The following is a 12,511-nucleotide window of genomic DNA, read 5'->3' on the forward strand; positions in this document are numbered from 1 at the left end:
GTTGCAAAAGTAAGAAGAATAATTGAGTTTTTCAAATAGTTTCTTGATTTTGAGGAAATTAAATCGAGTACCATTCTCTGTATTTTCTGAAATAATGTAGTTTTGCGCATTCATTATCATCAAAATGTTTTTTCATGAAACTCGCCATCATTGATTTAGGTACAAATACTTTCCATTTATTAATTGTTGAAAACAACCAAAAGCTATATAAAGAGTCAATTCCGGCTAAAATTGGAAAAGGAGGTATCAGTCAGGGGATTATTTCTGAAGAGGGTATTCAAAGAGCTTTAGGTGTATTAAAGCATTTTAAAGAAATAATTGATAAGCATGAGATAAGTACTGAAAACATCTTTGCTATCGGCACAAGCGCTGTAAGAAATGCCGGAAATAAGGAAGAGTTTATAGCAAAAGTGGCACAAGAAACGGACATAAATATTCAAGAAATTTCGGGAGATAAAGAAGCAGAACTCATCTATTATGGAATAAAAGAAGCACTTCAAATCAATGAAACTTCAATGATTATGGATATTGGCGGGGGTAGCGTAGAGTTTATTATCTGTAATCACGACAAGATTTTCTGGAAGCAGAGTTTTGAAATAGGAGGGCAGCGGCTGATGGATAGATTCATGAAAAATGACCCGATTTCCATGCGCTCAGTACAACAAATGGATGATTATTTTCGCGAAAAGCTATTGCCTCTCGCCAATGCCTGCCATCAATATGCTCCTCAGACTTTGATAGGCTCTTCAGGTTCTTTTGATACGTTGGTAGATATGTTTTTCATGAAAGAAAAAGGTGAATTACCACCATCAGACCAGGTCGGATTTGAATATTCTCTGATGGAATTTTATAGAGCCTATGACGAATTATTATTTAAAAGTCACGAAGAAAGAATGGCTATTCCGGGCATGATTGAGTTACGCGTAGATATGATAGTAGTGGCCGTTTGCCTGATTAAATACATTATACAGACTTTTGAAATTACCCACATCAGAGTATCTAACTACTCTTTGAAAGAAGGGATTCTGGCTAAGATTTTAGCTGATAATTCGCTTTAAAATGTTGTGGATGACGATTTTTTAAATCGTCATCCACAACATTTTAACCATCCTTTAATATATCTTCAATCCTCTTTTTACTTCTCTGCCCTTAATTTGCTTCAACAAGATGTCTGTCATTTTGGTTAAGATAATGTTCATATCTTAATTTAGGTAGTTTCACAAACACAATCTATTTATAATCATTACATGGCAGAGAAAAAATTAGCAGGACAATCAGCTCTGGTTACAGGAGCAAGTTCAGGTATTGGCGAAGGAGTAGCCTTGGCATTGGGAGAAGCAGGTGCCAATGTGGTAGTCAATTATAATTCTAATCCTGATGCGGCCAATACAGTAGTCGAAAAAATCAGGGCTTTTGGTAGCAAAGCCATAGCTATACAAGCCGATGTAAGCAAAGAAGAGTCGGTGCAATCCATGTTCAAAAACATGTTTGAAGAATTTGGCACGATTGACATTCTGGTAAATAATGCAGGCTTACAGAAAGATGCCAAATTTGATGAAATGACATTAAGCCAATGGCAAACAGTGATAGATATTAACCTGACAGGCCAATTCCTCTGTGCCAGAGAAGCTATCAGAGAATTTCTCCGCCGAGGCCCGGTGGCGGAACGCTCCTTAGCTACCGGAAAAATTATCTGCATGAGCTCAGTGCATGAACTAATTCCATGGGCGGGACATGTGAATTATGCTTCGTCTAAAGGAGCTATCAAAATGCTTATGCAAAGTTTAGCGCAGGAATATGGCGATAGAAAAATACGTGTGAATAGCATTTGCCCTGGTGCTATCCAGACGCCCATCAACAGAGCTGCATGGGAAACACCGCAAGCTTTGAATAGTCTGATGACTTTGATACCATATAACCGCATCGGACAGCCAGGTGACATTGGAAAGTTAGCAGTCTTCCTGGCATCAGATGATTCAGACTACATTACCGGAACAAGCATCTTTATTGATGGAGGTATGACGGTATTTGAAGGCTTTGCTACCGGAGGATAATTGTCCTAGTCAAGCTACTAAATCTACTGTCATACTATAGACAAATTTAAAATGCCTGCATGAATCCGGAACAAGAAAGGCTAAATGCGAATGCTCATAAAGAAGTCCCACTTGAAAAATGGGGGCCTTATCTGACAGAAAGGCAATGGGCAACGGTAAGAGAAGATTATAGTGCCAATGGCGATGCCTGGGGCTATTTTCCACATGACCATGCCCGTTCGAGAGTGTATCGTTGGGGAGAAGATGGTCTGGGAGGAATCTCAGATGCGCGACAAAACCTCTGCTTTGCTTTAGCCCTTTGGAACGGTAAAGACAGCATTTTAAAAGAAAGACTTTTCGGATTAACCAATAGTGAAGGAAATCATGGTGAGGATGTAAAGGAATTGTATTACTACCTGGATAATACTCCGACACATTCTTACATGAAATTCCTCTATCAATATCCTCAGGAAGCATTTCCTTATGAGAAACTCCTGGAAGAAAACCGGAATCGTACTAAAAAACAACCGGAATATGAACTGTTGGATACTGGTATCTATGACAATAATCGATACTTCGATGTGTTTGTAGAATATGCTAAAAACAACTCTGAAGATATTTGTATTCAGATTGAGATTTGGAATAGAGGGGATGAAAGTGCAACTATCTGGGTTTTGCCGACGTTATGGTTTCGAAACAGATGGGCTTGTGGAGATTTGACGCAAAAGCCATTGATTCAAGCCCATACAAATGGTTGCGTTCGGACAAACCATGAGTTTCTGGAAGATTATTTCCTTTATTTTCAGTCGGCAGAAGTAACCTTATTTACTGAAAATGAAACAAACATAGAGCGGATTTTTGACGGTACCAATAATAGCCCCTTTGTAAAAGATGCTTTTCACGAGGCAATTTGCCAGGGCAATAAAGATCTCTACAATTTGTTAAAGAATAATCAGCAGGGAACAAAATTTGCCCCGATTTATGAATTAAGCTTGGAACCGAAGTCTTCGCAGAAGATTTTGCTCCGATTAACCAGTACAGAAAATGTTGACCCTTTTAATCATAGCTTTAGCCAGATATTTTCAGATAGATTTCAGGAAGCTGAGGAATTCTATAAAAGATATGTGCCATCCGAAAATAAAGAATCAGAAAACAGTAAATCATCTGATTCTAAACCCGCAGACCCCAGGTCAGTCGATTTAAAGAATATACAAAGACAAGCGTTTGCAGGTCTTTTATGGAGCAAGCAATATTATCATTACGATGTAGAACGTTGGCTTGAAGGAGACCCCAATCAGATTGCCCCACCAGATGAGCGTTTTCTGGGAAGAAATGCTGAATGGACACATCTTAAAAACCAGGATGTGATTTCAATGCCCGATACCTGGGAATATCCCTGGTATGCTGCCTGGGACTTAGCCTTTCACTGTGTGCCCATGGCCATGCTTGACCCAACCTTTGCCAAAAATCAGCTCATTCTTATTACAAGAGAGTGGTACATGAGTCCCAACGGACAGATTCCTGCCTATGAATGGAATTTCTCAGATGTCAATCCGCCTGTACATGCGTGGTCTGCTTTATCAATCTATCGTATCGAAAAAACCTTACATGGCAGAGAAGATGTCAATTTCCTGAAAAGGATATTTCAGAAACTACTCATTAATTTTACCTGGTGGGCAAATCGCGAAGATGATAATGGCAACAATATCTTTACCGGAGGTTTTCTGGGTTTAGATAATATTGCAGTGATTGACAGGGATAATCTCCCACTCAATTCACATTTAGAGCAGGTTGATGCCACCGCATGGATGGCTATGTATGCCCTCAATATGATGGATATTGCCTTAGAAATTGTCCAGCACGACCCAGGTTTTGAAGATGTAGCTACTAAATTCTATGAACATTTTGTGCTGATAGCGGAATCATTAAATAAAGGTTTGTGGGATACAGAAGACAGCTTCTTTTACGATTTGCTATACACGCAAGGCGGCAGAATTACCCCTATGAAAGTGCGTTCCATTGTAGGTTTAAGTGCCCTGTTTGCTGTATCCATTATTGATCAGAAGAAAATTGCTAATTTGCCCGATTTCAAAAAACGCATTACTTATATCAGAGATTACCGTACCCAAGCCAATAAGTTTTTGGCTAGTGAGCAAATGGCTGACGATGGGAATATTTTGCTTTCGCTGGTAAACAGAACGATATTGAAAAGGCTTTTAGAAGTAATGCTTGATGAAAATGAGTTTTTGTCGGTAGGGGGTATTCGTGCTTTATCAAAGTACTATGAAAAGAACCCGTATTCAGTCAATGTACAGGAGGTCGATTATAGTATTAATTATATGTCAGGAGAGTCTGACTCCGGGATGTTTGGAGGGAATTCTAATTGGCGGGGACCAGTCTGGATGCCCATTAACTATTTAATCATCAAATCCTTAAAAAAATACTATCAGTTTTATGGCGATAGTTTCAAAGTAGAACTTCCGACAGGCTCGGGCAAAATGATGAATTTGAACGAAGTATCAGCAGAATTAGCCAATCGATTAACAGGGATTTTTCAGCGAAACGAAGCGGGAGACCGTCTGGTACATGGTGCCTATCAGGAGTTTTATAAACGACCTGATAACAAAGATTTAGTATTGTTCTACGAATATTTTGACGGCGATACTGCGCGTGGGGTAGGGGCTTCTCATCAGACAGGTTGGACAGCCGTAGTAGCCGAATTGATTAATGAGACTGTTTGGGAGAAAGAGACTAAAGAATAGCAATTCCTCTTATTTTTTTGGAATTATTCAACATTCTAATACCCATAACCAAGTGTTTAACCTTTAAATACTTCTCATTTTATTAATAAAAACCTGCCACATTGATTTTGACTACAACAAAGTTTGATTCGGCTACAATGGCTTTTTCATACTTCACGACATTTGCCTTATCAAAATAATTAGTAGTCATTTACCAATTAAAATAAGGATATGAAAGTATTTGTAACAGGGGCATCGGGCTTTATTGGCTCTGCCGTAGTGAAAGAGTTAATTGAGGCAGGCCATGAAGTAACAGGTCTGGCACGCAGCGAAGCTTCTGCCAAAGCAATAAGAGAGGCTGGTGCTAATGTATTGATCGGCGGTTTGGAAGATATTGATGTACTTAAGCAAGGGGCTTCTCAGGCAGATGGAATTATTCACACGGCATTTATTCATGATTTTACGCAATATGCCAAAGCTGCTGAAACCGATAAAGCCGCTATCCATGCAATGGGTGAAGCCATTAGCGGTACGAACAAGCCCCTGATAGTAACAGCTGGTATTCTGGGCCTTCCTAAAACTGGGGAATATATCACTGAAGAGAGCCACGCCATCAATAGCCCAAGAGGCTCTGAAGCCGCTGCTTTGGCTTTAGCAACGCAAGGGATTAATGCTTCAGTGATTCGGTTACCTCCATCTGTACATGATAAGGGTGACAAAGGATTTGTGCCTTTTATTATTAATCAGGCACAAAAAAATGGAGTATCTGCTTATCCGGCCTATGGACTTAATCATTGGCCTGCAGTGCATCGGTTAGATGCAGCAAATTTATTCCGATTGGCTTTAGAGAAGGCTGAAAAAGGAGCTTTATACAACGCAATAGGAGAAACAGGCATTGAAATAAAGGCAATTGCAGAATTGATTGGCAAAAAACTGAACCTACCTGTAGCCTCAATAGAAGGAGAAGCACTGGCTACCCATTTTGAATGGATGAGTAGATTTATCGGATTCGATAGCCCTGCTACCGGATTTAAAACACAGGAAGCCTTAGGGTGGCGACCTTCCCATGCAAATTTATTAGAAGATATGTCTGAAAATTATTTCTAAATAAAGAACTCAAGTGGGCAGTGGTTTTTAGTCCCACTTGAGCATTTTAAGTAAAAACCGTATCTTTCTAAAAACATATCCGGTTTTAAGACCCCCTGATCCAATACTAAACAATGGAACATAAAAAGCCGATACAAATAAAGAGTATCAGAGAATTTCACAGATTGCGTGGATTGGCTGCACCAGAGCATCCGCTTATCAGTGTAATAGACTACTCAAAAATGATAGCCTCTGGGACTGACGAAAGTGGTGGATTGTTGTTCGACTTTTACCTCATATCGTTAAAAAAAGGACTAGGCGTAAAGTTAAAATACGGCCAGCAGATATATGATCATGATGAGGGGGTGATGTCTTTTATGGCACCGCATCAATTGTTAAAGATAGAAAAACAAAATACAAACACTGTTCGCTCAGGATGGATGTTATTGATTCATCCGGACTTTATCTGGAACACTCCTTTGGCAAAAAGCATCAAACAATATGATTATTTTGGATATGCTGTAAACGAAGCATTGTTTTTATCAGAAAAAGAAGAAGCAACCGTAAACACTGTTATAAATAGTATAAAAGAAGAATATCAGAATACGATTGATAAATTCAGCCAGAGCATTATTATCTCACAAATTGAAACTTTGCTAAATTATTCCGAACGATTTTATCAGCGCCAGTTTATCACACGTCATAAATCAGGGCATCAGTTATTGGAGAAAGTGGAAGCATTTTTGGAAACCTATTTTAATGGCGAAATGATTTTATCTGATGGATTGCCAACTGTAAAATCTATTTCAGAAGAACTCAATGTATCCACGGGTTATCTTGGGTCATTGCTGAGGTCGCTTACAGGCATGAATACACAGCAACATATTCATGAAAAATTAATTGAAAAAGCTAAAGAAAAGCTTTCTACCACGCAGCTAACTGTAAGTGAAATCGCCTATGAATTAGGTTTTGAGCATTCGCAATCCTTTAGCAAATTATTCAAAAGTAAAACGCAACAAACACCTTTAGAATTTCGTAGTTCGTTTAATTAAGGTGATATATACCATATAATAAAAGAGACAAGTCAATGACTTGTCTCTACCATTTTATATCGTCTAAAAGATATTACACACCCTCTGCAACCACCTCTTTCACCTCTGGTACCATTGTTGTCAATAGACGTTGGATACCATCACGAAGGGTAACTGTTGACGACGGGCAACCACTGCAAGAGCCTTGCAGATATACTTTTACCTGTCCGGTTATTTCATCAAATGAGGCAAAATTGATGGCGCCTCCATCTGACTCGACGGCTGGACGAACATATTGATCAAGTGTTGATTTGATTTTGGCAACTACCGCTGAATCGTTCGCGTCAATAATCAATGTGTTTTTGTCAATCGTTTTTTGAGCAAAAACTGGATGATTCTGCTCGAAATATATCTTTAAAAATTTCTTTACATCATATACTACATCTTCCCACTCGGTGTCATCATCTTTACTCATCGTAATGAAATTAGAAGCGATGAAAATTCTTCTTACGAATGGAAACTGGAACAAGTCAGCAGCCAATGGTGATGCTTTGCCTTCTTCTGCTGTAGATGCAATAGTCGGATAATCGAACGATAAGCCTTCTGGAGCTAATTCAAAATTCAATACAAACTTCATAGAGTTTGGATTGGGACTTAGCTCAGTATAAATCATTGTTTGGCGTTGAAGCATGACAATCGAATATATATTAAATGAATAGTGTCTGTTTTAGAACAGTATTCTACCAGAATAAGTTTGGCGGGGCATAAAAAAAACCTGCCATTGAGGCAGGTTCTAAAAAGTCTTTACAAAGGCTTATGCTTCTGCAACAATGTTAACGAAAGATTTTCCGTCACGTCCTTTTTTAAATTCTACGATTCCGTCAGCTAATGCGAAAAGTGTATGGTCTCTACCAACACCTACATTGACACCAGGATTATGTCTGGTACCACGTTGACGAACGATAATGTTTCCGGCGATAGCCGTTTGGCCGCCAAACAATTTAACGCCTAAACGTTTACTTTCTGATTCGCGACCGTTTTTCGACGAACCTACACCTTTTTTGTGTGCCATGACCTTATTCTACTTTTAATTTTGAATTGCAATGAAATAATTTTGCGGTTGAATTTCACAACCAAATGTTTTACGCTGCGATTTCGTCGATTTGAATTTTAGTCAAATACTGACGGTGACCATTTTTCTTAACGTATCCTTTACGGCGTTTTTTCTTGAAAACGATTACTTTTTCGCCTTTAAGGTGTTCTAAAATAGTTGCTTTTACAGAAGCACCTTCTACGGTTGGAGCACCTACTGAGATAGTTCCACCGTTGTCAACAAGAAGAACCTTGTCGAATACAAGCTCAGCGTTCGTTTCGCCTTCTAATCTATGAGTATAGAGCGTACGACCCTTTTCAACTTTAAATTGCTGACCTGCGATTTCTACGATTGCGTACATTTTTTAAATGTTAAATTTACAATGAATATTATTTTCTTATCTTCGTTAGCAGTTTCTATTGAGATAGACTTACTAATTCGGGGTGCAAAGTTAATAATATAATTTTGTTTTTCAAATTGTTGCATGCTATGTTTTTTTTTATAAAATTGTAATCGCTTATTCATCTAAAACTCGCAGAAACTATGAAAATCCGTCAGATATTGCAAAAAAAGAAAATAAATGCCCTTTTCTCGGTTTCATCTGATACAACTGTATACGATGCCCTGGTAGAAATGGCAGACAAAAACATTGGAGCAGTTTTGGTAATAGATAATGAAAAACTTGCCGGCATCTTCTCTGAACGTGATTATGCACGCAAGATTGTGCTGAAAGGCCTGCATTCTGATGAGACATTGGTAAAAGATGTAATGACCTCTAAGGTGATTACTATTGACCTGGAAGATAAACTGGAAGATGCCATGCAGATTATGTCTGATAAGCATATCAGACACTTACCCGTAAATGATGGTGACAAACTGGTAGGTATCATCTCAATCAACGATTTGGTTACTACGCTCATCAATGAGCAAAAATCGCAGATTGCCTCGCTGGAAAGCTATATTTCGGGTAGCTATGCGTAGTGGCAATTGAGTAATTGTGTGAATGAGCGATTTAGTGATTAAAGTCTTTAATTGTTTAATTCGTTAGTTCCATAAATTTTGTAGCAAATTTATTTTGATATTAATAATATAAGCGAGGCCATTGGCTTCGCTTACTCATGTATAATGGAACTTACTATCAGTACACCTGCACTCCTTTTTTCTACAGTTTCATTACTGATGATTGCCTTTACTAATCGGTTTCTGGCTTTAGCAAGTCTGATTCGGGATTTGCACGTCAAATATAAAACTGAAGAAGAAAAGGAAAATATTATTGCTCAGATTGTAGGATTAAAACGGCGTATCAGAATTGTAAGAAATATTCAGATCATTGCTATTTCAAGCTTGCTTCTGAGTGCCGTATGTATGCTCTTGATTTTTTTAGAGAAAGAATTAGCCGCTAAATGGTTTTTTGGTGGAGCTTTGACTCTACAAATAGTTGCTCTTACTTTATCTGTTCGGGAAATAACTCTATCCATGAATGCGCTCGAACTCGAACTTAGTGATATAGCAGAATTGATCGCTCCGGTTTCTCATAGAAAGCGTAAAAAGGAGACAGCTCCTGACTCACCTCATTAATAAATTTTTGTAATTACTAAACTTTTCCAAATTGTTTTCTTAAAACAAATAGCTATTTTTGTACTTGAATTAAAATTTCAAAAGGCTTATTCTACATCTGATGATGCTGTTGACTAAAATGTAAAAATATCCTCTTGAATACTTCTATTTATTATTAACATAATACCTTTTACACCACTAATCAATTCAATACGAATGAGAATTGTTACATTCTTGCTTTTTTTGATTTTTTCTCAAAGTTATGGGCAAAAAATCGAACTTTTCGCAGATTTAGAAAAAAATGAAATTGATACTGAACTCAATTTTCTTACTTCTTTTAATGGAAGTATTTATTTCTATGAACAAACGAATGGTAAGAATAAAGGGATTTATAAAACTGACGGGACGGACGCGGGTACTGTTCTATTAAAAAATTTATACAATTTCAATAGTAGTAATTGTACAGGGATTTATGCAGGAACAAGCAAGATTATATTCAGTAGTATTGAAAATATTGATAATAAACTGTATATAAGTGATGGAACAACCGCAGGTACATTATTAATACATCAGAATTCTAGCCTTAAATATTCAAATTTTATCGAAAATAATGGGTTTATTTATTTTACAATAGGAGGTAATTCTTTATGGAAAACAGATGGCACAAGTGCAGGAACAATATTAGTAAAAAATAATATAAGCGTAAGCAATTTTTATAGTTTTAATAATACACTATATTTTGTAGGATATTCATCCGCGACCGGTTATGAACTCTGGAAAAGTGATGGTACAGAAGCAGGCACTAATATGGTGGTCGATTTTGGTTCAGGAGCAGAGCATGGTATTCAGCCTACTTCAAAAATTATTATGCATCAGAACTGCCTATATTATAATCTGAACTATTCTATTATAAAGTTTGATATGCTCACACAAATAAGTACAGTGTTTGTAACTTTAATTAATACCTTCAATAACTATAAAACACCAAAAGATTTTCTAATTAAAGATAACGATTTGTATGTTATTGGTGTAGGTCTTGTTGACGGTAATCTTTATAAGTATAATTTATTAAGCAATAATCTTACCCGACTTATAGAAAATGGTTCTATCAGTTTTTTTAATGAATTGATTGTGTATAATGGAAATGTTTATTGTAGCGGTTTGTATGGTTTGATTAAAACAGACGGAACCGTTAATGGTACTGTTGGCGTATCAGATTTTAACGATACAAATGGATATTATTTTAACATAGGTACTCTTAAAAATGGAAAAATATTTAACTCATACCTTTATTATCTAAGGCATAAAATTGTAGGGGGAAAATACTATTATGCGCTATGGAAAACAGATGGCACAAAGGCTGGGAGTATTATTGTAAAAGAATACCCCAATATTGTTAAAAATTACAACTATGTGAATGATACATTTGAAGAGAGCCAAGGCAAGTTGTTTTTTTATTTAAATGATGGACTCAATGGTCGTGAAGTATATAAATCTGATGGCACAAATGCAGGTACCGGCATTGTGAAAAATTTAGGTGCACCGAATGTTAATGAAAGTACAGCTCAATATCGGATGTTAGAATTTGATGGAAAATTTATTATACAGGATAATAATACAACTTACGCTCTTGACACTACAACAAAGACAACTACCTTTTTAGCTGATATAGGAGATGATTCATCACCTTTTGCTTATAATGATAGAATCTATCTGGATGGCCGATATAGAACAAATACTAATTTAACAGGAATAGATTATTTTTGTCCTTATTGTTCTTCTCCAACAGTTTTTCAGAATAAAATATTTTTAAGTAAGGATGATGAACTATATAACTATGATGGTACTAACTTCAATCTTGTTAAGGATATAAATCCTACAGGAAATTCGTCTCCAAGGACACTCGGAGTAATTAATAATAAGCTTATAGTGACTGCATATCATCCCAATTATGGAACAGAGCTTTGGGTATCTGATGGAACTATGGCTGGCACTAATCTTATAAAGGATATATTTACAGGTACTTCTAGTATTATTATTTACAAAAAGTTTGTGTATAATAATTTATTGCTATTTGAAATATATACTAATAAATATGAATTATGGCGTACTGATGGAACAGAAGCAGGGACATTTTGCATTTCCGAGAATCTTGAAAATAATTATGGTCGCTACGATAATTTTATTGTTTTTAATAATAAATGTTACCTTATAACTGATCGTAAAATATGTGTAACTGATGGTACACTAGAACAAACCAAATTTTTAAATGGAACTTACTCTGCTGTATATGGCTCACCTAATTTTAGTATAAGTAATAGTAAGTTGTACTTTATCGCTCAGAATCCAAATTATGGAGATATAATTTATAGTATTCAGAATGATGTGATAACGCCTGCTAGTAACCCATTAAACGCACCCGCAAGTTATATAAATGCCAAAACTTTATTTGCTTTTGATGAACGCAATTTGGTGTTTTCGTTTCAAGATGCTTATGATATTACATCTCTGGCCTTATTAGACGCAAGAGATAATAAAACTACCCTTTTGAAGAAATTGGACAGATATAATAGTCCGACTTACAAAAAAGTCAATAATCTGATATTTTTTAGAGCTACTGATTTAACTCATGGCACTGAGTTTTGGGTAATTAGATTTCCAAAATGCCCCAATGAATTGAATATTACTACTAAATATATAAACTCAACAACAAAATTGAGTGCAAATTATATGATTACTGCCAGTAATAGTATCTCAGGTGGTAACTTAACTTATCGTTCAGGTGATGCAATTTTACTAAACTCAGGTTTTAAAGTTGAAAGTGGAGGAGTTTTTAAGGCAGAAATAGGTAAATGTGAGAGTTATTAGTTTTCTATTAGGGCTGTATAGATGGCGTAAAAAATAATCGGTCATCAGGATAATGACCAATCAATAGAATTTTAGTAAGAAATGAGTAGTGACAGGATGATA

The 12,511-nt window shown here is 36.5% G+C and carries 11 protein-coding genes; 8 read left to right on the plus strand and 3 right to left on the minus strand.

Translation table 11 applies throughout. The annotated features are described in order from the left end of the window. Positions 1–134 precede the first annotated feature (134 nt). The 5 genes from D0T08_RS22010 to D0T08_RS22030 all read left to right on the plus strand — a co-directional run bounded on the left by D0T08_RS22010 (position 135) and on the right by D0T08_RS22030 (position 6,912). Positions 135–1,058 (plus strand): phosphatase, encoded by a 924-nt coding sequence (locus D0T08_RS22010; RefSeq protein ID WP_116984908.1) that lies wholly within the window; start codon positions 135–137, stop codon positions 1,056–1,058. A gap of 189 nt (positions 1,059–1,247) precedes the next feature. Further along, the gene (locus D0T08_RS22015; RefSeq protein ID WP_116984909.1) at positions 1,248–2,054 is read left to right on the plus strand and encodes an SDR family oxidoreductase; all 807 of its coding nucleotides are present in this window, start codon (positions 1,248–1,250) and stop codon (positions 2,052–2,054) included. Positions 2,055–2,113: 59 nt separating this feature from the next. Next, positions 2,114–4,795 carry an MGH1-like glycoside hydrolase domain-containing protein gene (locus D0T08_RS22020; protein WP_116984910.1) on the plus strand — a complete coding sequence of 894 codons (2,682 nt, stop codon included), beginning with the start codon at positions 2,114–2,116 and terminating at the stop codon, positions 4,793–4,795. Between the two features lie 210 nt (positions 4,796–5,005). Beyond that, positions 5,006–5,881, plus strand: coding sequence for an SDR family oxidoreductase (locus tag D0T08_RS22025; RefSeq protein ID WP_116984912.1), 876 nt, complete (start codon positions 5,006–5,008; stop codon positions 5,879–5,881). A gap of 113 nt (positions 5,882–5,994) precedes the next feature. After that, entirely contained in the window at positions 5,995–6,912 is a 918-nt protein-coding gene (locus D0T08_RS22030; protein WP_116984914.1) for an AraC family transcriptional regulator, read from the plus strand. A gap of 73 nt (positions 6,913–6,985) precedes the next feature. Here D0T08_RS22030 and D0T08_RS22035 read toward each other — a convergent pair whose 3' ends face one another. The 3 genes from D0T08_RS22035 to rplU all read right to left on the minus strand — a co-directional run bounded on the left by D0T08_RS22035 (position 6,986) and on the right by rplU (position 8,345). Next, positions 6,986–7,582, minus strand: a complete 597-nt coding sequence (locus D0T08_RS22035) for a NifU family protein (RefSeq protein WP_116984915.1) — start codon at positions 7,580–7,582, stop codon at positions 6,986–6,988. A gap of 123 nt (positions 7,583–7,705) precedes the next feature. Continuing rightward, entirely contained in the window at positions 7,706–7,963 is a 258-nt protein-coding gene (gene rpmA, locus D0T08_RS22040) for a 50S ribosomal protein L27 (RefSeq protein ID WP_116984917.1), read from the minus strand. A gap of 70 nt (positions 7,964–8,033) precedes the next feature. Then, a complete protein-coding gene (gene rplU / locus D0T08_RS22045) occupies positions 8,034–8,345 on the minus strand; it encodes a 50S ribosomal protein L21 (RefSeq protein WP_116984919.1) in 312 nt (103 codons plus the stop codon). Between the two features lie 182 nt (positions 8,346–8,527). Here rplU and D0T08_RS22055 point away from each other — a divergent pair, with 182 nt between their 5' ends. The 3 genes from D0T08_RS22055 (at position 8,528) to D0T08_RS22065 (ending at position 12,409) form a co-directional block, all read left to right on the plus strand. Further along, positions 8,528–8,965: a CBS domain-containing protein gene (locus tag D0T08_RS22055; protein WP_116984923.1), complete on the plus strand. Its 438-nt coding sequence runs from the start codon at positions 8,528–8,530 to the stop codon at positions 8,963–8,965. A 144-nt stretch (positions 8,966–9,109) separates the two neighbouring features. Then, positions 9,110–9,562 carry a DUF2721 domain-containing protein gene (locus D0T08_RS22060; protein ID WP_116984924.1) on the plus strand — a complete coding sequence of 151 codons (453 nt, stop codon included), beginning with the start codon at positions 9,110–9,112 and terminating at the stop codon, positions 9,560–9,562. A 195-nt stretch (positions 9,563–9,757) separates the two neighbouring features. Continuing rightward, positions 9,758–12,409 carry a 3-coathanger stack domain-containing protein gene (locus D0T08_RS22065; RefSeq protein WP_116984925.1) on the plus strand — a complete coding sequence of 884 codons (2,652 nt, stop codon included), beginning with the start codon at positions 9,758–9,760 and terminating at the stop codon, positions 12,407–12,409. Positions 12,410–12,511: the final 102 nt, after the last annotated feature.

The sequence above is a fragment of the Emticicia sp. C21 genome (assembly GCF_003418935.1).
Lineage (GTDB): Bacteria > Bacteroidota > Bacteroidia > Cytophagales > Spirosomataceae > Emticicia.

What these genes read in the sequence shown, in the direction of transcription:
- D0T08_RS22010 (WP_116984908.1), top strand. Translation starts at nt 135, where the DNA reads ATGAAACTCGCCATCATTGATTTAGGTACAAATACTTTCCATTTATTA.
- D0T08_RS22015 (WP_116984909.1), top strand. Translation starts at nt 1,248, where the DNA reads ATGGCAGAGAAAAAATTAGCAGGACAATCAGCTCTGGTTACAGGAGCA.
- D0T08_RS22020 (WP_116984910.1), top strand. Translation starts at nt 2,114, where the DNA reads ATGAATCCGGAACAAGAAAGGCTAAATGCGAATGCTCATAAAGAAGTC.
- D0T08_RS22025 (WP_116984912.1), top strand. Translation starts at nt 5,006, where the DNA reads ATGAAAGTATTTGTAACAGGGGCATCGGGCTTTATTGGCTCTGCCGTA.
- D0T08_RS22030 (WP_116984914.1), top strand. Translation starts at nt 5,995, where the DNA reads ATGGAACATAAAAAGCCGATACAAATAAAGAGTATCAGAGAATTTCAC.
- D0T08_RS22035 (WP_116984915.1), bottom strand. Translation starts at nt 7,582, where the DNA reads ATGCTTCAACGCCAAACAATGATTTATACTGAGCTAAGTCCCAATCCA.
- rpmA (WP_116984917.1), bottom strand. Translation starts at nt 7,963, where the DNA reads ATGGCACACAAAAAAGGTGTAGGTTCGTCGAAAAACGGTCGCGAATCA.
- rplU (WP_116984919.1), bottom strand. Translation starts at nt 8,345, where the DNA reads ATGTACGCAATCGTAGAAATCGCAGGTCAGCAATTTAAAGTTGAAAAG.
- D0T08_RS22055 (WP_116984923.1), top strand. Translation starts at nt 8,528, where the DNA reads ATGAAAATCCGTCAGATATTGCAAAAAAAGAAAATAAATGCCCTTTTC.
- D0T08_RS22060 (WP_116984924.1), top strand. Translation starts at nt 9,110, where the DNA reads ATGGAACTTACTATCAGTACACCTGCACTCCTTTTTTCTACAGTTTCA.
- D0T08_RS22065 (WP_116984925.1), top strand. Translation starts at nt 9,758, where the DNA reads ATGAGAATTGTTACATTCTTGCTTTTTTTGATTTTTTCTCAAAGTTAT.